Genomic DNA, 19,651 nt, shown 5'->3' on the forward strand with positions numbered 1-19,651 from the left:
GGGTCGCGCGGATGCGCTTTTCGCCGATTGTGGTGCTTATTGGTGGGCTGTGTCTACCTTTGAAGTGGATTTTCGTTAGAGTGTGCGGGTGAGCGCGGTTCGGGGGGACCGCGCTCACGAGTTCGTCGCACGTCGACGGTCGCGTCGTCAGAGGAGGAGAGCGGATGCCGGGCAACCTCACCGTCGAGCAGTTGAACGCCGGGATCGCCGCGGGTGACATCGACACCGTGGTCGTCGCCTTCGCCGACGCGCAGGGGCGTCTGGTCGGCAAGCGCGTCTCGGCACGGCTCTTCCAGGAGGAGGTGCTGCCGCACGGCGCCGAAGCGTGCAACTACCTGCTCTCGGTCGACGTCGACATGAACACCGTGGACGGCTACGCGATGTCGAGCTGGGAGACGGGCTACGGCGACATGATGCTGCGGCCCGACGTGGCCACGCTCCGCCGCATCCCCTGGCTCCCCGGTTCCGCGCTGGTCATGGCCGACCTCACGTGGGAGAACGGCGCGCCCGTCGTGCAGTCGCCCCGCGACATCCTCAACCGCCAGCGCGCCCGTCTCGCCGACCGGGGCCTCGTCGCGTTCTCGGGCACGGAGCTCGAGTTCATCGTCTTCGACGACACGTACCGGGATGCCTGGGCCAAGGGCTACCGGGATCTCAGACCCTCGACCGACTACAACGTCGACTACGACCTCCTCGCCTCCGGCCGTCTCGAACCGCTGCTGCGCGACATCCGTCTGTCGATGGACGGGGCGGGCCTCTACACCGAGGGCGTCAAGGGTGAGTGCAACCTCGGTCAGCAGGAGATCGCGTTCCGCTACGCCGAGGTGCTCGAGACCGCCGACCAGCACGCGATCTACAAGAACGGCGCGAAGGCGATCGCCGAACACCACGGCAAGGCGCTGACGTTCATGGCGAAGTTCAACGAGCGCGAGGGGAACAGCTGCCACATCCATCTGTCGGTGCGGTCGGCGTCCGGCGAGCCCGTGATGGCGGGCGACGGCGAGCACGGCTTCAGCCCCCTCATGGAGCATTGGATCGCCGGCGTCCTCGCCACGCTCCGCGAGTTCACGCTGCTGTTCGCACCCAACATCAATTCGTACAAGCGGTTCGCGAAGGGCTCGTTCGCGCCGACGGGAATCGCGTGGGGCATCGACAACCGCACGTGCGCACTGCGGGTCATCGGCCGGGGCCCATCGCTCCGGGTCGAGAATCGGGTGCCCGGCGGCGACGTCAACCCGTATCTGGGCATCGCGGCGATCATCGCGGGCGGCCTGCACGGCATCGAGCACGAGCTGCCGCTGCCCGACCGGCTCGAGGGCAACGCGTACACGTCCGGCGTGGATCACCTGCCGACCACCCTGCGCGAGGCCGCGCAACTCTTCGACGAGTCGGCCATCGCCCGAACGGCGTTCGGCGACGACATGGTCGAGCACTACCTGAATCAGGCACGCATCGAGGTCGAGGCCTACGACGCGGCCGTGACCGATTGGGAGAGGGTCCGTGGTTTCGAACGGCTCTGACGCTTCGACAGGCTCAGCGACCGGGAGTGCGGGCTCAGCGACCGGGAGTTCCGGGGCCAGCTGGAGCGCGGTCCCTGAGCCTGTCGAAGGGCGCCGGCCGGTCATCGGCCTGACGACCTACCTCGAGCAGGCGAAGCAGGGGGTCTGGGACGTCCGCGCCGCCTTCCTGCCGCAGCAGTACTTCGACTGCGTCACCGCATCGGGCGGCATCGCCGTGCTGCTGCCGCCGCAGCCCGAGCCGGAGGCCGCCGCTGCCGCGGTGCTGGACGGGCTCGACGGGCTGATCCTCACCGGGGGACTCGACGTCGACCCGTCGCTGTACGGTGCGCAGCGGCATCCGCTCACCGACCCGGCGCGTCCCGATCGCGACGCGTGGGAGCTCGCGCTGTTCCGGGGAGCCGAGGAGCGGCGCATGCCGGTGCTCGCGATCTGCCGCGGGCTCCAGCTCGTCAACGTCGCGCGCGGCGGTACCCTGCACCAGCACCTGCCGGACGCGCTCGGCACCGAGCGGTTCCGCGTCGGCGGGGGCGTGTTCGCGACGAACGAGGTCGTCGTCGACGAGGGGTCGCGGCTCGCGGACCTCGTCGGCCCGGGTGAGCTCGACGTGCACAGCTACCACCACCAGGGCATCGACCGGCTGGGCGAGGGGCTCGTCGCCACCGCGCACACCGACGACGGTCTCGTGCAGGCGTTCGAGTCCGAAGGCGAGGGGTACGTCCTCGGCGTGCAGTGGCACCCCGAGGAGAATCGCGAGGACCGGCGGCTGTTCGCCGGCCTCGTGGCCGAGGCATCCGCGTTCCGTCGCGTCTCGCACGAACCGTCGAACGGAGTGCCGGCATGACGTCGACCTTCACCCTCATCAACCCCGCGACCGCACAGCCGATCCGCGAGATCGCGCGTGCCGACGTGGCGCAGACGGATGCCGCGATCGCGCGGGCGGTGATCGCTCAGCGTGCGTGGGCGTCGCTGCCGCCGGTGGCCCGTGCCGACGCGCTGCGCGCGTTCGCCCGCGTCGTCGAGGCGCACGTCGAGGAGCTCGCCCAGCTCGAGGTGCGCAACTCGGGGCACCCGATCGGGTCGGCCCGGTGGGAGGCGTCGCACGTCGCCCAGGTGCTGAACTTCTACGCCGGCGCGCCGGAGCGCCTCAGCGGTGAGCAGATTCCGGTGGCGGGCGGGCTCGATGTCACGTTCCACGAGCCGTACGGCGTCGTGGGCATCATCGTGCCGTGGAACTTCCCGATGACGATCGCATCGTGGGGGTTCGCGCCGGCGCTCGCCGCGGGCAACGCCGTCGTGCTCAAACCGGCCGAGCTGACACCGCTGACCGCGATCCGGCTCGGCGAACTGGCGCTCGAGGCGGGGCTTCCCGAGGGACTGTTCGCCGTGGTCACCGGGTCGGGCTCCGTCGTCGGGCAGCGGTTCGTGTCGCATCCGGACGTGCGCAAGGTGGTCTTCACCGGCTCGACGTCTGTCGGCACGGATGTCGCGGCCGGGTGCGCGCGCGAGCTCAAGCCCGTCACGCTCGAGCTCGGCGGCAAGAGCGCCAACATCGTCTTCGCCGACGCCGACCTCGAGAAGGCGGCCGCCGCCGCACCGGGCGCCGTGTTCGACAACGCCGGGCAGGACTGCTGCGCGCGCAGCCGCATCCTGGTCGAGCGCTCGGTGTACGACCGGTTCCTCGAGCTGCTCGAGCCGGCCGTGCAGGCGTGGCGCGTCGGCGACCCCGCAGACGAGGGCACCGACATGGGGCCGCTGATCTCGGCATCCCATCGCTCGACCGTCGCGGGATTCCTCGACGGCGCGAACGTCGCCTTCCGCGGCTCGGCGCCCGAGGGAGACGGCTTCTGGTTCGCGCCGACGGTGGTGCTCGCCGACCGCGCCGACCGCATCGCGCGGGAAGAGGTGTTCGGACCGGTCGTCGCGGTGCTGCCGTTCGACGACGAGGCCGACGCGATCGCTCTCGCGAACGACACGGCGTACGGGCTCGCCGGCTCGATCTGGACCGAGAACCTGGGCAGAGCCGTGCGGGTCTCGCGTGGCGTGAAGAGCGGCGTGCTGTCGGTCAACTCGCACTCGTCGGTGCGGTACTGGACGCCGTTCGGCGGCATGAAGGCGTCGGGACTCGGGCGCGAGCTCGGCCCCGACGCGGCAGAGCACTTCACCGAGACCAAGAACGTCTTCTTCGCGACGGATGCCTAGCCCCATGCCACCCGTCACCCCCTGCGTGTCCCGATCTCACGCCTTCATGTCCCCGAACCGATCGATCGAGTGCCCCTCGAGCGGTGGAGATCGGGACATGCTCAAGAAAGGAAGCCCTCTCCCATGGACCTGACCCAGCGACTGAAGGACCGGGTTGCGATCATCACCGGCGGCGCATCCGGGATCGGCCTCGCCACCGCGCGTCGCTTCGCCGCGGAGGGCGCGCGCGTCGTGATCGCCGACCTCGATCCGGCGACCGGCGAGGTCGCGGCCGACGAGGTCGACGGGGTGTTCCGCGCGGTGGATGTCGCCGACGAAGCCCAAGTGAACGCGGTCTTCGACGGCGTCGCCGCGGAGTTCGGCCGCATCGACATCGCGTTCAACAACGCCGGCATCTCTCCGGCCGACGACGACTCGATCGAGACCACCGAGCTGCCGGCGTGGGACCGCGTGCAGGACGTCAATCTCAAGAGCGTGTACCTCTGCTCGCGGGCGGCGCTGCGGCACATGGTGCCGGCGGGCAGGGGCTCGATCATCAACACGGCGTCGTTCGTGGCGCTGCTCGGCTCGGCGACCTCGCAGATCTCGTACACGGCGTCGAAGGGCGGCGTGCTCGCCATGACGCGCGAGCTCGGCGTGCAGTTCGCGCGGCAGGGCATCCGCGTGAACGCGCTGTGCCCGGGCCCCGTGAACACCCCGCTGCTGCAGGAGCTCTTCGCGAAGGACCCCGAGCGCGCGCAGCGCCGACTCGTCCACGTGCCGATGGGGCGCTTCGCCGAGCCCGAGGAACTGGCCGCCGCCGTCGCGTTCCTCGCCTCGGACGACGCGTCGTTCATCACTGCGACGGCGTTCGTCGTCGACGGCGGCATCACCAACGCGTACGTCACCCCACTGTGAAAGGTCGGTCGTTGAGCGAGCGAAGCGCGTCGAAACGGCCCGGACGGGCGCAGAGAGTCCGGTGCGTTTCGTCTCGGTCGCTGCGGCCCCTCGCTCAACGACCGCGGCTCGACGAAGGGGTTTTCCCATGAGCGACGCGCCGCTGCACGAGGTGCGCAGGGCCGTGTACCGGCCGGTGCGCGAGGGCAACGCGCTCGAAGACACCGTCGCCCGTCTGGTGCAGACGATCCGGCTCGGCGTCGTCGCGCCGGGGGAGTCGCTGCCGTCGGAGCGAGAGCTCGCCGTGCTGTACGCCGTGAGCCGCGACACCGTGCGCGAGGCGATCCGTGAGCTCGCCGACACCGGCTACCTCGTGCGTCGGCGCGGCCGCTACGGCGGCACGTTCGTCGCCGACCCCCTGCCGCAGCCCCCGCATCCCCGCGATGTCACGCCCGCCGAGCTCGAAGACGTGCTGGGACTCCGCCGCGTGCTCGAGGCGGGCGCCGCCCGAGCGGCCGCGGCCCGCAGCCTCGACGCCGCAGCGCGCGACGAGCTCTGGGCGCGGTACGAGGTCGTCGCCGAGGCATCCACGTCCGACTATCGCCGCCTCGACACGCTGCTGCACCTGTCGATCGCCGAGCTCGCCGGCATCCCGTCGCTCGTCGCGCTCGCCGCCGAGAACCGGGCGCGCGTCAACGAGTGGCTCGACACCTTCCCGCTGCTGCCGCGCAACATCGAGCACTCCAACGCGCAGCACGAGCGCATCGTGTCGGCCATCCTCGCGGGACGACCGGATGCCGCCGAAGCGGCGATCCTCGAACACCTCGCCGGCTCGGAGGCGCTGCTGCGCGGGTTCCTTGCCTGACCAGGCGACCGCTCGCCGCATCGCCCCGTCGCCGGGCGATTACGCTGGACGGGTGGCAGGCAAGAAGCGCGCGAACAAGCCGAAGGAACCGCTGGAGTTCCGCAACACGCAGCTCGCCGACGCGCTGCAGACACAGGACATGGCGGCGGTCGCCTTTGCGCTGCGTCATGGTCCGACGATCGCGCCGCTGATGCGCGCCGGCGATCGCGACAACCCGCTCGATGTCGGTGAGGTGTGGACCTACCGCGATCCCAAGACGGGCGACATCGCGCTGCTGCTGTTCAGCGACGCCGCCCACAAGCCGGCGTCGCTGCCCCCCGGCGTCGCGCTGCAGTCGCCGGCGTGGCTGCGCGCCTTCCTCGGGGCGCACGAGGACGAGATCACCACGGTCTTCTTCGATATCGCCGGCCCGCACCCGCTGCAGGCATCCCCCACCGACCTCATCGCCGCCCTCGACGCCTGACGCATCCCGCGCCGAGCTTCACCGGTGTGGGGCGCGTCGTGCCCATCCGGGGCGCGTCCGGTGCGCCCCGAACGACAATTCTGCGCCCCAAACCCCCGGTGCGTCGGGTAGGCGTCCGCGCGACAGAAGTCGGACTCTCCGTGCGAGCGTTTGCATCGCCGGGGAAGACGGGGCAGACTCGCCGGGTGGAATTCCTGCTCGTCGGAATCGTGTGCGCGGCCGGACTGGTGATCCCCATCGCCCTCGGGTACGTCGACCCTTCGCGTCGACGCCGGACTCGGGGTCGCTGAGCGGACCGGCCGAACCTCAGAACTCGGGGATGTCTTCCCCTGGCCGGCCCTTGGACCGGGCTCGCACGTCGCTGACGGCGCCGCCCAGCGACCCCGAGCGGTGGTCGATGACGTCTCGATACCCGAGACGCGCGCCTTCGCTGCGCCGCTGCGTCGCCTGGGTGACGGGCCGCACCTCGCCGGCCAGGCTCAGTTCGCCGACCGCAGCGATGTGACGGGGAATCGTCCATCCCTCGACCGCGCTGGCCACGGCGAGCGCGATGGCGAGGTCGGCCGCCGGTTCGGCGAATCTCACCCCGCCGACCGTCGAGACGTACACGTCTTGATCCGAGGTCTTGATCTTCATCCGCTTCTCGAGCACCGCCAGCACGGTCGCCACGCGGGCGGCATCGACACCGTTCACGATGCGCCGCGGGTTGCCCGACTTGCTGTCGATCGTGAGCGCCTGCACCTCGACCGGGAGCGCGCGGCGCCCCTCGAGCGCGATCGACACGCAGGTGCCCGGTTCGGTGCTGCCGTGCCCCAGGAAGAGGGCGCTCGGATCGGGCACCTCGGCGATCCCGGCGCCGGTCATGTCGAAGCATCCGACCTCGTCGGTCGGGCCGAAGCGGTTCTTGAGGGCGCGGACGAATCGCAGGGAGGTCTGCCGGTCGCCCTCGAACTGGCACACCACGTCCACCAGGTGCTCCAGGATGCGCGGCCCGGCGATGGAGCCGTCCTTCGTGACGTGGCCGACGATGATGGTCGGCAGCCCGCGGTCCTTCGCGACGCGGATGAGCGTCGCCGCGACCTCGCGCACCTGTGACGGATGCCCCGCCATGCCCTCGGAGAGCGCCGACGACACCGTCTGCACCGAGTCGACGATGAGCAGGTCGGGCGCCACCTCGTCGACGTGGCCGAGGATCGTCGCCAGATCGGTCTCGCTCGCGAGATACAGCTCGTCATGCAGGGCCCCGGTGCGCTCGGCCCGCAGCCGCACCTGTGCCGTCGACTCCTCGGCGCTCGCGTACAGCACCCGACGCCCCGCCTTGGCGGAGCGGGCCGCCACTTCGAGCAGCAGCGTGGACTTTCCGACGCCGGGTTCGCCCGAGAGCAGGATCGCGGCGCCCGGCACGAGCCCTCCGCCGAGAACCCGGTCGAACTCGCCGACGCCGCTCGTGCGTCGAGGTGCATCGGACGTGTCGATGCGGGTGATCGGCTGCGCCGCCCGCCCCGCGCCGGGGGAGACCGGCGTGATCGAACGCAGGATGCCGGTCTGCTCCGCGGCCTCGACCACCGTTCCCCACTGCTGGCACTCGCCGCAGCGCCCGACCCACTTGAGGGTGGTCCAGCCGCACTCGGTGCACCGGTAGGGCGCGGTCTGCGTCGGGCGTCTGGCAGCGGGCATGTGGCCAGCGTAGGCCGGGCGTGCGACACAGCCCGCGCGGCGAGCCGTGGGCGCCGCGACCTCCGCGCACATGAGCCGAGACGGAGCTCACACCAGCGGCATCCGCTCGCGGTGAAGTCAGCCCAGCGCGGCGGCGAGCTGCTGGAAGATCGTCGGGGCGGGCTCGCCTCCGCCAGAACACCGGGCGGAGGCTTCCCGGCCGGCATCAGCCGCGCAGCGAGTCGGCGACCTGCTTCAGCGCGTCGGCCGAGGCGTGGAACAGCTCGAGCTCGTTCGGCGCGAACCGGGTCTCACGGATGGGCACCGCGCCGGCGGCGCTCACGACGGACGGGACGGACAGCGCCACGCCGTCGACGCCGTGGAATTCGCGCAGCACCGTCGACACGGGCATGACGGCACGCTCGTCGTTGAGGATCGCCTCGATGATGCGGGCGCTCGACAGGCCGATCGCGTAGTTCGTCGCCCCCTTGCCCTGGATCACCTTGTAGGCGGCGTCCCGCACGTCGATGGCGATCTGATCGAGCTCCTCGACCGTCAGCCGATCACCGTGGGGCGTCACCCACTCGAGGATCGGGACCGTGCCGATCGTGGCCTTCGACCACAGCGGAAACTCCGTGTCGCCGTGCTCGCCGACGATGTAGGCGTGCACGCTGGACGTCGACACCCCGGCGCGCTCGGCGAGCTTCCAGCGCAGGCGGCTGGTGTCGAGCACGGTCCCCGACGCGAAGATGCGCTCGTAAGGCAGCTCGGTGTCTTCCTGCGCGAGCACGGTCAGCACGTCGCAGGGGTTCGTCACGATGACATAGATGGCGTCCGGAGCGACACTGAGCAGCTGCGGCATCATCTTCTTCATGATCCCGGCGTTGACGCCGGCCAGCTCGATGCGCGTCTGGCCGGGATTCTGCTTGGCGCCGGCGGTGATGACGACGACGTGCGAGCCTTCGACCACCGACAGGTCGCTGCCGCCGATGATGTCGCTCGTGCCGGTGAACTGCGTGCCGTGCGCGAGATCGAGCACCTCGGCCTCGACCTTGGCGGTCGCGATGTCGTACAGCGCCACGTGGCGGGCGGACCCGCGGATCAGCGCGGCGTACGCGGCGCTCGAGCCGACGCTGCCCGCTCCGACGATGGTGACTTTCGAGTTCTCGATGACGGCCATGGGCTCAGTCTTGCAGGGGGCGGCACGGCGCGGCCAGCATGGCGCCGGAAGAAAGGCGGGCGAGCGGATGCCGCGGCCACCCTGGTCGCCCGGCTGTGCCTGAGAACACCCCGGCGTGCGGAGAGAGGCAGGGCAGCAGCATCCGTCGTCCGTCAGGGTGCGGGTGTCGCGGCGGTCGCGCGATCCGGATTGCGGATGCCGAGGAACGACGTGACGCCGCCGGCGATCATCAGCGCCGCGGTGACGACGGCGGCGCGGTGGAAGCCCTCGAGGTCGAGGCTGCCGCCGACGATGGTGGCGAGCAGGGCGACCGCGATGAGCCCGGCGACCCGCGAGACGGCGTTGTTGACCGCCGATGCGATGCCCGAGCGCTCCGGCTCGATCGCACCGAGGATCGCCGACGTCAGGGGCGCCACGGTGAGGGCGAGGCCGGCTCCCATCACGATCATGCTCGGGAGCACCTGCCACCAGTACGAGAACTCGGTGGTGGTCGTGAGGAGCAGCAGAGCGCCGGCGCCCATCGTGATCGGGCCGACGGTCATGAAGAAGCGCGGACCCCACGTGCCGCTGAGCGCCCCGACGCGGGAGCTGAACAGGATCATGAGGATCGTCATGGGGAGGCTCGCGAGGCCCGCGAGAGTTGCGGGAAGCCCTGCGCCCTCCTGCAGGTAGACCACGACGACGAGCCCGTTGAGCGCGAGTGCTCCGTAGATGAAGGCGGTCGCGACGTTGCCCGTCCAGAAGTTGCGCACGCGGAAGAGGTCGAGCGGCAGGATCGGGTTGCGGACCGTCCGCTGACGGAGGATGAACGCCGTGAACATGCCGGCGCCGAGCACGAGCGTCAGCCAGATCACGGGGGAGCCCCACCCGAGGTTGGGCTGCTCGATGAGGGCGTAGACCATGCCGCCGAGGCCGAGGGTGCACAGCGCTGCGCCGATCCAGTCGATCGATGCGCCAGGATGCCGGGTGTCGCGGAAGCCGCCGCGGGCCAGGAGCACGAGGGTCACGCCGATGGGCACGACGTTGATGAGGAACGCGAGCCGCCACGACGCCAGGTCGACGAGCACACCGCCGACGAGCGGTCCGACGATCATCGCGGATGTCGTCATCGCGGTCCAGATGCCGATGGCCCGGCTCTGCACTGGGCCGCTGAAGTTCGACGTGATGAGCGCCAGCGAACTGGGGACGAGGAACGCGCCTGCGGCGCCCTGCACCGCGCGGGCCACGATGAGGAACTCGGCCGTGGGCGCGGCGGCGATCGCGATCGAGGCGATGCCGAAGCCGATGAGTCCGATGCGCAGCACGAGCACGCGTCCGTAGGCGTCGCTGACCGAGCCGGCAACGAGGATGAGCGCGCCGAGCGTGATGAGGTAGGCGTCGACGACCCACTGCTGCGTCGTGAGCCCGCCGCCGAGCTCGTCGCTGATCGAGGGGAGGGCGACGTTGATGATCGTGCCGTCGAGGAAGGCCACGAAGGAGCCGAGCACCGCGATCCACAGCACCGACCGCTGGATGGTGGACATTCTGCTCACCGGCGCTGACGTGCCGGGGGCGGGCTGATGATCGGTCACCAGCCCACGCTAGACCCGGCCGAAGACACCCGGGGCCGTCGTGGACGGTTGTCGGCGCTCACGGCTGCGGGCTAGCCTGACCCGTGCAGCGGACCCCGCCGCACGGACGGAGCACAGCAGATGGACTACGGGCTTCACATCGCAGACTTCACCTGGCGCAGCGGTGCGGCGAACCTCGGTCCCGCTCTCGCCGCACATGTGCGCAATGCCGAGGCCGCCGGCATCCGTCGAATCACCGTGATGGACCACTTCTGGCAGCTGCCGGGTCTCGGCCCGGTCGAGCACGAGATGCTCGAGGCGTACGCCACGCTCGGGTTCATCGCCGCGCACACGGAGACCGCGATGCTGCACGCCCTCGTCTCGGGTGTGATCTACCGGCATCCGTCGCTGCTGGCGAAGCAGGTCACCACCCTCAATGTGCTGTCGGGCGGTCGCGTCGGCCTGGGCATCGGGGCGGCATGGAACGAGGAGGAGTGCCGCGGGCTCGGCTTCCCGTTCCCGCCGGTCGCCCGGCGCTTCCGCGAGCTCGAGGAGACGCTGCAGATCTGCCTGCAGATGTGGTCGGACTCGGAGGAGCCGTACGAGGGCGCGATCTGGCAACTGGAGCGCACCCTCGACTCGCCGCAGAGCATCAGCCGCCCTCATCCGTATCTCCTGATCGGCGGTGGCGGCGAGAAGAAGACGCTCCGGCTGGTGGCCCAGTACGCGGATGCCTGCAACCTCGGCGTGAGCGGTGACCTGCCCACGCACAAGCTCGACGTGCTGCGCTCCCACTGCGACGATGTCGGCAGGAATTACGACGACATCGAGAAGACCGCGATGATCGCGATCACCCCCGAGTCGACGGCCACCGAGGTGGCCGAGCTGTCGGATTCGCTCGCAGGCGTCGGCTTCACCGCGACGTATGTGTATGCGGTCGGGATCGACGAGCCCGAGCGCGTCGTCGACGTGATCCGCGGTGCCATCGAGCTCGCCTGAACCAGCCGGTCGGCGCCGATTCGCGGCATCCGTCGACGTGTCGTAAGCTTGTCGGCGGTGACGTGTCCGAGCGGCCGAAGGTGCAACTCTCGAAAAGTTGTGTAGGGTAACCCCCTACCGTGGGTTCAAATCCCACCGTCACCGCCATTTTGGGCCAGATCGACGTCCTTCTCGGACGGTCTCGATCTGGCCCATTCCATGTGGTTCCGTCTCGTTCCGTCTCAGATGTGGGCGCGGCCGTGGTCAGGGGTTTTCCGGAGCTGGCGAGGCCGTTGAGAGCGATCGTGTGGAGCGGGAACGAGACCGACTCGGACCGCTCGAGAACGGTCGGGAAGGACGTCGGACTGTCGTCGAGGTGGGCCGTGCCCACACTTTGCCCACACGATTTCACGTGGGCATGCTGCCCACCGAAGACCAAGGTTTCGAGACGGCTCCGTCGCCGCACTCTTGGCCGTGTTGGCACCTTCGTGTCTGGCGTCCGCCACACGTATAGTGCGGCGGCAGCTTCACCGTTTTCTACTCGGGCACAGACATCCGAGGTGGGGGGCGGGCTCGCTCTGCCGGTGGAGTGAGAACACCGGTATGCCGGCGATGTTGATTCCAGGAAGGCCGTCATCGGGGCACACCGGCATCTCGCTCTCGCGGTCGTTCACTGCGCCGCCGGCGGCAGTTCAGCTCTTCTCGCGGGGGTCCCGCAAGTTGTTCATGGCGTCGATGAGCGTGGAATGGATGTAGTCGAGTTCGGGTGTCGCGAAGTTCTCCCACGACTCGCCGGCATCGGCCGCATCCCCCTCCTGGGTGCCGCCAGATGAGTCGGAGGCCTCGGATGCCGCTTCCCACTCCTGCTGCCCGGGCGTGTGCTGGTAGACCCACCACAGGTGACCGAAGGGGTCGGCGAAACGTGAGAACACATCGCCCCAGAACTCGGTGGGTTCCGTGACGATCCGCGCACCGTGCGCGACAGCCCGCTCAAGCGTCCCTGCCGCGTCGGCGACGTAAACGCGCGTGAACGCGGGCGTGTACGGCCACGTCGGCTTGCGATCGGCGATGGTGAGAAGAGAGTCGCCGATGTGAATCTCCGAGTGAAGCACCAGCCCATCAGCGTCGGCGGTGCGGGCGTCGGGGTTCTCGGCCCCGTCGAAGACCGCACACACAAAGGCGATCAGGCCGGTCGCATCGTCAGTCATGATGAACGAGTTCACGGTGTTTGAGCCGGCAGGCGCCGGCGGAATGGGACGGGAAGGCAGCGTGGACATTTTGGATTCTCCTTCGTATGTCTGCTCGACGTTCCACCGGAGCCCCACCACGGATCGGGGCCACGGTACCCACAATCCGTGCTGCCGACACCAACCGCAACCGCCGGCGTATGGTCGCAGACCTCGAGCCGCTCACTATGCGCCGATCTCGATAGCGGCGTGTCCGACGTTGTCGCCTGAGGCTCTACGCGAGGGCATCGATGCCTCCTCGGACTGAGCCGGATGGGTGTCGGAGCGCCTTACGGAGCTTCGGCGGTCATGGCCGCCCGCCTGCTTCGCGGGATCGCAGGGGAGGTCTTGTCCACCTCTGGCGACTGCGCTAGACATTAGTCACTAGCCCCAACAAACGTCGCTTAGACCGGAGTTGCACATGGGATCACTCGCCTGATGCCCGAAACGGCCGAGACTGCATCGAAGTCCAAACTCGCCCTGCCCGCGCTGACGGCGATGGTCGTCGGATCCATGGTGGGGGCGGGAGTCTTCCAGCTCCCGGCGCGCTTCGCCAGCCAGACCGGCGTGTACGGGGCGTTGATCGCGTGGTCGATCGCCGGCCTCGGCATGCTGACGCTCGCGCTGGTCTTCCAGACTCTGGCGGTCCGCAAACCGAAACTCGACAACGGCGTCTACGTCTATGCGCGGGAGGGGTTCGGACTCTATCCGGGGTTCCTCTCCGCCGTGGGATTCTGGGCCTCGACGTGCGCGGGGAACGCGTTCTACTGGGTGCTCATCATGACCACCCTGTCCCAACTGTTCCCCGACTGGCGATCAGTGCTGGGGGACGGCGATACCTGGCCCTCGTTCTTCATCTCCGCGGCCGCCGTGTGGGGCTTCTTCCTCCTGATCCGGCGGGGCGTCAAGGAGGCCGCGGCGATCAACTTCATCGTGACTGTGGCCAAGCTCGTCCCGCTCGCGCTCTTCCTCGTCTTGGTGATCTTCTTCGTCCGCTGGGACGTCTTCGCCGGCAACCTCACCGGCGGCTACGACGTCCCCGGCGGCGAGTCGCTGTTCGCGCAGGTACAGGGCACCATGCTCATCACCGTCTTCGTCTTCCTCGGCATCGAGGGCGCCAGCGTCTACTCGCGGTATGCAAAGAAACGTGAACACGTCGGCACGGCGACGGTGCTCGGATTCCTCTCGGTTTTGGCGCTGTTCGCGTCGATCTCGATCCTGTCCTACGGCATCCTGCCGAGGGACGAGCTCGCCGCGCTGCCGCAACCCTCCGTCGGGGGCGTCTTGGAGGCGGCGGTGGGGCCGTGGGGTGGAGCGTTCATCCGCGTCGGCTTGATCATCTCCGTACTCGGCGCCTACCTGGCGTGGCAGTTGCTTGCAGCGGACGTCGTCTACGCCGCAGCGAAGGACAACGACCTGCCGCGCCACTTCGCAGCGCTCAATCGTCGCCAGGTGCCCGAGCCAGCCGTGCTCTGGACGTCGGTCTTCGTCACCGTGATCTTGTTCGTGGTGCAGTTCGTCGACAATGCTCTGGACTTCACGCTCGATCTGACGGCGGCTCTCGCGTTGGCTCCGTATGCGCTCGCCAGCGCGTACGCGCTGAAGATCGCGATACAGCGAGATGGGTACAACGATCCCGCCGCTGGTCGTCGTACGCGTGATCTGGTGATCGCCGCCGTCTCCACGATCTATACGCTGTTCCTCATCTGGGTTGCCGGATACGTGTTCCTCTTCCTCGCGTGCATCCTGCTCGCGCCCGCGACCATCCTCTACATCGTGGCGCGAAGGCAGCAGCAAGCGAAGGTCTTCACCCGGCCCGGGCTCGCCACCTTCGTCGTGGTGCTGGGTTTCGCTGTCGTCGGCATTGTGCTGCTCGCGACGGGTGCTGTTCAAATCTGACCGGGAACGCCATCCGAAAGGAAGCCACCTCCATGCCTCAGAACACCTACGGTGTCCACTCCGAAGTCGGCAAGCTGAACAAGGTCCTCGTGTGCCGGCCTGGTCTCGCCCACGAGCGCCTCACGCCGAGCAACAATGACGCACTGCTGTTCGACGATGTCCTGTGGGTGCAGAACGCGAAACGGGATCACCATGACTTCGTTTTGAAACTTCGCGACCGAGGAGTCCAGGTCGTGGAGTTGCATGAACTCCTCACCGAAACGCTGGGAGTGCCTGGAGCCAAGGAGTGGCTCCTCGATCGCAAGGTGCAGGCGAACGATGTGGGCATCGGGCTCGTCGCGGATACACGGGCCTATCTGGAGTCCCTGGATGACGCCACTCTCACCGAGCACCTGATCGGCGGACTGTCCACCCGGGAGCTCCCGAACGACTTCCGCTCCGGCTACCTCGCGCTTGCTCGTGAGTTCAGCGGCGCGAACGAGTACCTGCTTCCGCCGTTGCCGAACACCATCTACACCCGTGACACGACCTGCTGGATCTACGGCGGGCTCACGCTCAATCCGCTCTTCTGGCCCGCACGCCACGACGAGACCCTCCTGATGAAGGCGATCTACGACTTCCATCCCGAATACGTAAGCAGCAACGTGTGGTGGGGCGACCCCGAACGGGACTGGGGGCAGGCGACGCTGGAAGGCGGCGACGTCATGCCGATCGGCAACGGCGCCGTTCTCATCGGCATGAGCGAGCGCACGTCGCGACAGGCGATCACCCAGGTCGCCGCAAACCTGTTCGAAGCCGGCGCTGCCGAACGCGTCGTCGTGGCGGGGATGCCGAAGCTGCGCGCCGCCATGCATCTCGACACCGTGTTCACCTTCGCCGACCGCGACCTCGTGACCTACTACCCGGACATCGTCGACGGCATCCATTCGTTCTCGCTTCGTCCCGCAGACACCGGAGGCGTAGAGGTCACCGAGGAGACGCGGACCTTTGTGGAAGTGGTGGCGGACTCGCTCGGCCTCAAGAAGCTGCGCACAGTGGAACCCGGCGGTGGCTGGTACGCGGGAGAGCGACAGCAATGGGACAGCGGCAACAACGCCGTGGCCGTCGAGCCCGGGGTGGTCTTCACCTATGACCGCAACACCCATGTGAACACGCTGCTCAGAAAGGCCGGCGTGGAAGTCATCACGATCGTGGGCGCCGAACTCGGACGCGGGCGTGGGGGCGGACACTGCATGACCTGTCCGATCTCACGCGATCCCGTCGACATCTAGTCATCCGGTTTCGGCCATGAAGTCTGTGCGCCCGGCCCGAGGATCACGGTTTCGACAGGCGCGGGGCTCGCTGGAGGCGATGGTGTCCGGTGAGCCCCAGCTGACGCCAGTTCCGCCGAGGTCGTCGCCCGCACTGTCTCCTCGGATCAGCAGGTGGGGCATCCTGACCGGCGGCGTCTTCGCGCAGGGAGTCGCTCAGCTCGCAGCGTTCTTCGTCGCCTACTTCGGGGCGGTCCCTTCCCTCGTGAATGCCGTGATACATCCGTATGAGGAGACCGCGACGGCGCAAGAGCTCGGCGTCGCGGTGTTCTGGTTCGTCATCCTGCTGCTGTCTCTCGGGATCGTCGTGCTGATGAACCGCTTCGCTCGCTACATGCACCAATGGTGGTTGGGGGAAGTCGCTGCCCGTGTCGCGGCGAACTACGACGTTCCCTGGCCGATGATCTCCAAAGCCACGCGGTACAAGCCGCTTGCCACACCGTACTGGCCCACGCGCAACCGGATCGTCCGTCTGCACGACAAGCGAGGATGGCTCTCCGGCGAACCGACCATCGAGATCCTCGTGCCGGCGAAAGCTGACCGGTCCATGCTCGTCGCGGTCCGCCGTGACGATCCGCGGCAGTATGGCGGCGCAGTCGAGGACGGCAGATAAACGGCGACTGAATTGGCCAGGCATTCGCTCGCGGGGGACGTCCCGTCGTCCACCCTCAAACTGACGATCTCGAATCGCGCGTCCCATGCTCGCTATCCATCAACCCGGAACCCGCGGTGGGACACTTGAAACCCCGAGCTGATCGCGCACCGCTGCGGGCCTGAAGAAGTGGGAGGAGCCGTCGATGCACGATCCGATCGCGTTGCTGACGGAGCGGCTGCGGTCGGCAGGGATCACCGACGTCGTCTCGAACGATCCCGTGACCGGCGGGCTCGCTGCGACGGCGGGGATCGCGCGGCGCGCCGACGGCGGATCGATCTTCGTGAAAGCGTTCGCCGCTCCGTCGGGCGACGCTTTCGTCACCGAGGCGGAGGGTCTCGACACTTTGCGAACGCTCGGCGGCGTCGTAACTCCCGAGGTGTTGCTGGCGGGCCGGGACCTGCTCGTCCTCTCCGTGTTGAGACCCAGGCGCGACTCTGAAGCCTTCTGGGAGCAGCTCGCGCACGCGCTGGCTCGCTTGCACACCACCACTTCCCACCCGAGGTTCGGCTGGCACCGCGACAACTGGCTGGGTCGCCGTCGGCAGGTCAACACCTGGGACCCCGATGGGTTCGAGTTCTTCGCTCAGCACCGGCTGCTGCGGTGGCTCGACGAACCTCGCGTGCAGTCGGCACTCTCCGCCGCGGACCGGTCCGCGTTGGAGAATCTGTGCGCACGACTGCCCGAGTTGCTCCCGGACAAGCCTGCCTGTCTGACGCACGGCGACCTGTGGGCGCAGAACGTGCTGAGCTCGGTGGACGGGCAGCCCGCGCTGATCGACCCCGCCGTCTCGTACATGTGGGCGGAGGTGGATCTCGCCCACCTGTGGACGACAGGGCCGCCTCCCGAGGCGCGGGTCTTCTTCGACCGCTACGCGGAACTGACCTCCCTCGACCGAGACTGGCGTCAGCGCATGCCGATCCTCCAGCTGCGCCAGCACCTCGCCGTCATCGCCCAGTTCGACGACGACTGGGGGGCAGCGGAGGCGGTGCGGACGACGTTGGCGCCGTTCCGGCGAATCGCCCGGACCTGATCCGGGCCGCGCCATGGGTCTGTGCCGGCTCTTCGAAAACCGCGGGGGTAACGGGGCGCCTTCCGACGGCTTCCCGCGATTGCCGCCGCCGTAGCGCCGCATCCCGACATCGTTAGAGTGAGCCCATGTCACAGCCTGCCCTGCGTTTCGAGGCGCCGATCGGAGTCGACGTCAAAGGTGAGACGTGGTCCTGCGTCGAGATTCCGGGTTCGGTCGATTTCCTCGGAACCAGAAAGTCGGTCCGGGTCGACGCGCAAGTCGATGAGGTCCGACTGGAGAACGTCGGTGCGATGGTCACGGGCACAGGTGGCCACATGATCTCGATCAGCGCAAAGGTCCGCAAACAGCTGGGCAAGGACATAGGCGACGTCGTTCGAGTCGCGGTAACGCTCCGCTGATCGACCCCCTCACGCGCCGGGAGGTCCAGAGGGGCGCCTTCGGTGACGGTACGCACGATGTGGCGTTTGTCGGGTTCTGCCCGGTGTCAGCTGGTCCTGGTGGCCACGAGTTCGACAGCGCAGTCTCGCGCGCAGTCGACGAGCTCATCCAGCCCGGTGGAGAGGTGGCCGAGGAGGATGAGTCCGTGGTCGGGGACCGCGGTCCCATCGGCGAGGAAGACGACGATGCTCCGCTCCGCCGCGACGTAGGCCGCGTCGCCGGCGCGGTAATCGTTCATCGGAGTGGCGCGGTCGAAGGAGAGGGGCGTGGGCAGCTGCGCGAACGCGGCGGTGCCCATCCGGTCGTGGAACGTCACGGTGACGGGAAGTCGCGCGGCGATCTGCGCGGCGCTCGCGGAGTCGTTGAGCACGACGGCCGCCCGCGGGGGCGGGGATGTAGTGGTGGGCGCAAGGATAGGCGTCGTCAGGAGCAGGAGTGCGGCGACGACGCTGTTGAGAATGCGTTGCGGCGCGAGTCGGAGAAGTGAAAGCTGCGGCATACCGCCCAGCCAACGGGTCGGCTGACGCGGGCGGGAGTCCCTGGTCCGACGTGCCCTATCAGGGCGTCCCAGCGCTACGGCGGTCGACTTAGCCTCTGTTCATGGACAACCGTTCAGAGGTCCGCGACTTTCTGATGTCGCGTCGAGCGCGCGTCGAACCCGAACCTGTGGGCTTCGCCCGCGGTGCCGACCGCCGCGTGCCGGGGCTGCGCCGGGGCGAGGCCGCCGCGCTGGCCGGCGTCAGCGTCGAGTACTACGCACGCCTGGAGCGGGGAGCGATCGCCGGCGCGTCGGAGGCCGTGCTGGATGGTGTGGCCAGGGCGCTGCAGATGGACGATGCCGAGCGGGAGTATCTTTACCGCCTCGCGCGACAGGCGGCAGGGGCGACCCACGCCGGCCGGCGATCGGGAAAGCATGCTGCGGTGTGGCGACCGACGCGGAGCATCCAATGGGTTCTCGACTCGATGCAGTCCGCCGTGGCCATGGTCGGCAACGGCCGCACGGATCTGCTGGCGTGGAACCCGCTCGGCGGCGCGCTGATGGACGAGATGCTGGCGTCGGCGACGACCACGCCCCCGAACTTCGCGCGGTTCATCTTCCTGGAACCTGTCGCTCGCCGGTTCTACCCGGACTGGGAGTCCATCGCGGGTATCAACGTCGCGCAGCTCCGCACTGAAGCAGGACGTGACCCGCACAGCAAACCGCTGCACGAACTCGTCGGGGAGCTGTCCGCGCGCAGCGATCACTTCCGGACCCTCTGGGGCCGCCACGACGTGTGGGAGCACCAGTCAGGAGTCAAGAGATTTCACCACCACGTCGTCGGCAACCTGACCCTTCACTTCAACGGGCTCGACCTGGTCGGTGAGTCAGGGGTGCAGCTGACGGTGCTCACCGCTCACCCGGGCTCACGCGACCATGAGGCGCTTGAGCTACTCGGCAGCTGGGCCCCGTCGACCTCCCGCGAAGAGCGTCCGCACCCGACCGACGCTGAAACGACGCCGAGAAAGTTCGGGGAGACCGTATGACAAGCCGACCGTTACGCATCGCCGTGCAGTTGCAGCAGCAGCAGGCGAGGTACAGACGGTCGGTCACCGTGCAGCGCGATCGGGACAGGAGTCTGGTCACCGGGAAGGCGAAGCCCCCGCGCGACGAAGTCGGCGGGGGCTCGCTTTGGTATTTCAACGATCGTGGCTGCTCATAATCTGTCCTTCCCTAGGGAACAACGCGAATCTAGTCAGCGCGTGGAGCTTTGACAATGCCAGGTGATGCACCCGCCATCGCCACCGTGCCCATTGAGCCGCGAGTGA

Annotated in this window: 18 protein-coding genes and 1 tRNA gene; 14 read left to right on the top strand and 5 right to left on the bottom strand. The window is 68.5% G+C overall.

What is annotated here, in order from left to right:
* The first annotated feature begins 164 nt into the window (after nucleotides 1-164).
* The 6 genes from ABG085_RS01795 (at nucleotide 165) to ABG085_RS01820 (ending at nucleotide 5,923) form a co-directional block, all read left to right on the top strand.
* Nucleotides 165-1,520 (top strand): glutamine synthetase family protein, encoded by a 1,356-nt coding sequence (locus ABG085_RS01795; protein ID WP_347977737.1) that lies wholly within the window; start codon nucleotides 165-167, stop codon nucleotides 1,518-1,520.
* Nucleotides 1,521-1,623: 103 nt separating this feature from the next.
* Nucleotides 1,624-2,361 carry a gamma-glutamyl-gamma-aminobutyrate hydrolase family protein gene (locus tag ABG085_RS01800; protein WP_347979259.1) on the top strand — a complete coding sequence of 246 codons (738 nt, stop codon included), beginning with the start codon at nucleotides 1,624-1,626 and terminating at the stop codon, nucleotides 2,359-2,361.
* Nucleotides 2,358-3,719 (top strand): aldehyde dehydrogenase family protein, encoded by a 1,362-nt coding sequence (locus ABG085_RS01805; RefSeq protein ID WP_347977738.1) that lies wholly within the window; start codon nucleotides 2,358-2,360, stop codon nucleotides 3,717-3,719. The genes ABG085_RS01800 and ABG085_RS01805 overlap by 4 nt, the downstream gene beginning before the upstream one ends.
* Before the next feature lie 123 nt (nucleotides 3,720-3,842).
* Nucleotides 3,843-4,616, top strand: coding sequence for a 3-oxoacyl-ACP reductase (locus ABG085_RS01810; RefSeq protein WP_347977739.1), 774 nt, complete (start codon nucleotides 3,843-3,845; stop codon nucleotides 4,614-4,616).
* 127 nt (nucleotides 4,617-4,743) lie between these two features.
* Nucleotides 4,744-5,460: a GntR family transcriptional regulator gene (locus tag ABG085_RS01815; protein WP_347977740.1), complete on the top strand. Its 717-nt coding sequence runs from the start codon at nucleotides 4,744-4,746 to the stop codon at nucleotides 5,458-5,460.
* A gap of 52 nt (nucleotides 5,461-5,512) precedes the next feature.
* Nucleotides 5,513-5,923: a dehydrogenase gene (locus ABG085_RS01820; RefSeq protein WP_347977741.1), complete on the top strand. Its 411-nt coding sequence runs from the start codon at nucleotides 5,513-5,515 to the stop codon at nucleotides 5,921-5,923.
* A 306-nt stretch (nucleotides 5,924-6,229) separates the two neighbouring features.
* On the opposite strand, the gene radA is transcribed toward ABG085_RS01820, so the two are convergent.
* The 3 genes from radA to ABG085_RS01835 all read right to left on the bottom strand — a co-directional run bounded on the left by radA (nucleotide 6,230) and on the right by ABG085_RS01835 (nucleotide 10,282).
* Nucleotides 6,230-7,600, bottom strand: coding sequence for a DNA repair protein RadA (gene radA / locus ABG085_RS01825; protein WP_347977742.1), 1,371 nt, complete (start codon nucleotides 7,598-7,600; stop codon nucleotides 6,230-6,232).
* A 205-nt stretch (nucleotides 7,601-7,805) separates the two neighbouring features.
* Nucleotides 7,806-8,759 (bottom strand): L-lactate dehydrogenase, encoded by a 954-nt coding sequence (locus ABG085_RS01830; protein WP_347977743.1) that lies wholly within the window; start codon nucleotides 8,757-8,759, stop codon nucleotides 7,806-7,808.
* A gap of 152 nt (nucleotides 8,760-8,911) precedes the next feature.
* Nucleotides 8,912-10,282: an MFS transporter gene (locus tag ABG085_RS01835; RefSeq protein WP_347979260.1), complete on the bottom strand. Its 1,371-nt coding sequence runs from the start codon at nucleotides 10,280-10,282 to the stop codon at nucleotides 8,912-8,914.
* Nucleotides 10,283-10,450: 168 nt separating this feature from the next.
* Between ABG085_RS01835 and ABG085_RS01840 the strand changes: the two genes are divergently transcribed.
* Together ABG085_RS01840 and ABG085_RS01845 are read left to right on the top strand one after the other, a co-directional pair.
* Entirely contained in the window at nucleotides 10,451-11,308 is an 858-nt protein-coding gene (locus tag ABG085_RS01840) for an LLM class F420-dependent oxidoreductase (RefSeq protein ID WP_347977744.1), read from the top strand.
* Nucleotides 11,309-11,364: 56 nt separating this feature from the next.
* Nucleotides 11,365-11,455, top strand: a tRNA-Ser gene (locus tag ABG085_RS01845).
* Nucleotides 11,456-11,979: 524 nt separating this feature from the next.
* Here ABG085_RS01845 and ABG085_RS01850 read toward each other — a convergent pair.
* The gene (locus ABG085_RS01850; protein WP_347977745.1) at nucleotides 11,980-12,495 is read right to left on the bottom strand and encodes a VOC family protein; all 516 of its coding nucleotides are present in this window, start codon (nucleotides 12,493-12,495) and stop codon (nucleotides 11,980-11,982) included.
* A gap of 456 nt (nucleotides 12,496-12,951) precedes the next feature.
* On the opposite strand from ABG085_RS01850, the gene ABG085_RS01855 reads away from it, so the two are divergent.
* From ABG085_RS01855 to ABG085_RS01875, 5 genes are all read left to right on the top strand, one after another.
* Complete coding sequence (locus ABG085_RS01855) at nucleotides 12,952-14,412, top strand: basic amino acid/polyamine antiporter (protein ID WP_347977746.1); 1,461 nt, start codon at nucleotides 12,952-12,954, stop codon at nucleotides 14,410-14,412.
* Nucleotides 14,413-14,444: 32 nt separating this feature from the next.
* Nucleotides 14,445-15,683, top strand: a complete 1,239-nt coding sequence (locus ABG085_RS01860; RefSeq protein ID WP_347977747.1) for an arginine deiminase — start codon at nucleotides 14,445-14,447, stop codon at nucleotides 15,681-15,683.
* An 82-nt stretch (nucleotides 15,684-15,765) separates the two neighbouring features.
* Nucleotides 15,766-16,335, top strand: a complete 570-nt coding sequence (locus ABG085_RS01865; RefSeq protein ID WP_347977748.1) for a hypothetical protein — start codon at nucleotides 15,766-15,768, stop codon at nucleotides 16,333-16,335.
* A gap of 184 nt (nucleotides 16,336-16,519) precedes the next feature.
* Entirely contained in the window at nucleotides 16,520-17,407 is an 888-nt protein-coding gene (locus ABG085_RS01870) for a fructosamine kinase family protein (protein ID WP_347977749.1), read from the top strand.
* Nucleotides 17,408-17,532: 125 nt separating this feature from the next.
* On the top strand, nucleotides 17,533-17,805 hold the full coding sequence (locus ABG085_RS01875) for a DUF1905 domain-containing protein (RefSeq protein WP_347977750.1): 273 nt from the start codon (nucleotides 17,533-17,535) through the stop codon (nucleotides 17,803-17,805).
* A gap of 86 nt (nucleotides 17,806-17,891) precedes the next feature.
* On the opposite strand, the gene ABG085_RS01880 is transcribed toward ABG085_RS01875, so the two are convergent.
* Complete coding sequence (locus ABG085_RS01880; RefSeq protein ID WP_347977751.1) at nucleotides 17,892-18,344, bottom strand: cyclophilin-like fold protein; 453 nt, start codon at nucleotides 18,342-18,344, stop codon at nucleotides 17,892-17,894.
* 167 nt (nucleotides 18,345-18,511) lie between these two features.
* On the opposite strand from ABG085_RS01880, the gene ABG085_RS01885 reads away from it, so the two are divergent.
* Nucleotides 18,512-19,369, top strand: coding sequence for a helix-turn-helix transcriptional regulator (locus tag ABG085_RS01885; RefSeq protein WP_347977752.1), 858 nt, complete (start codon nucleotides 18,512-18,514; stop codon nucleotides 19,367-19,369).
* The last annotated feature ends 282 nt before the right edge of the window (nucleotides 19,370-19,651 follow it).

The sequence above is a fragment of the Microbacterium sp. ProA8 genome, assembly GCF_039905635.1.
GTDB lineage: Bacteria > Actinomycetota > Actinomycetes > Actinomycetales > Microbacteriaceae > Microbacterium > Microbacterium chionoecetis.

Excerpts from the sequence above, each read along its gene's own strand:
- ABG085_RS01875 (WP_347977750.1), top strand. The coding sequence starts at position 17,533 with ATGTCACAGCCTGCCCTGCGTTTCGAGGCGCCGATCGGAGTCGACGTC.
- ABG085_RS01855 (WP_347977746.1), top strand. The coding sequence starts at position 12,952 with ATGCCCGAAACGGCCGAGACTGCATCGAAGTCCAAACTCGCCCTGCCC.
- ABG085_RS01840 (WP_347977744.1), top strand. The coding sequence starts at position 10,451 with ATGGACTACGGGCTTCACATCGCAGACTTCACCTGGCGCAGCGGTGCG.
- ABG085_RS01835 (WP_347979260.1), bottom strand. The coding sequence starts at position 10,282 with ATGTCCACCATCCAGCGGTCGGTGCTGTGGATCGCGGTGCTCGGCTCC.
- ABG085_RS01805 (WP_347977738.1), top strand. The coding sequence starts at position 2,358 with ATGACGTCGACCTTCACCCTCATCAACCCCGCGACCGCACAGCCGATC.
- ABG085_RS01870 (WP_347977749.1), top strand. The coding sequence starts at position 16,520 with ATGCACGATCCGATCGCGTTGCTGACGGAGCGGCTGCGGTCGGCAGGG.
- ABG085_RS01850 (WP_347977745.1), bottom strand. The coding sequence starts at position 12,495 with ATGACTGACGATGCGACCGGCCTGATCGCCTTTGTGTGTGCGGTCTTC.
- ABG085_RS01860 (WP_347977747.1), top strand. The coding sequence starts at position 14,445 with ATGCCTCAGAACACCTACGGTGTCCACTCCGAAGTCGGCAAGCTGAAC.
- ABG085_RS01810 (WP_347977739.1), top strand. The coding sequence starts at position 3,843 with ATGGACCTGACCCAGCGACTGAAGGACCGGGTTGCGATCATCACCGGC.
- ABG085_RS01815 (WP_347977740.1), top strand. The coding sequence starts at position 4,744 with ATGAGCGACGCGCCGCTGCACGAGGTGCGCAGGGCCGTGTACCGGCCG.
- ABG085_RS01830 (WP_347977743.1), bottom strand. The coding sequence starts at position 8,759 with ATGGCCGTCATCGAGAACTCGAAAGTCACCATCGTCGGAGCGGGCAGC.
- radA (WP_347977742.1), bottom strand. The coding sequence starts at position 7,600 with ATGCCCGCTGCCAGACGCCCGACGCAGACCGCGCCCTACCGGTGCACC.
- ABG085_RS01795 (WP_347977737.1), top strand. The coding sequence starts at position 165 with ATGCCGGGCAACCTCACCGTCGAGCAGTTGAACGCCGGGATCGCCGCG.
- ABG085_RS01880 (WP_347977751.1), bottom strand. The coding sequence starts at position 18,344 with ATGCCGCAGCTTTCACTTCTCCGACTCGCGCCGCAACGCATTCTCAAC.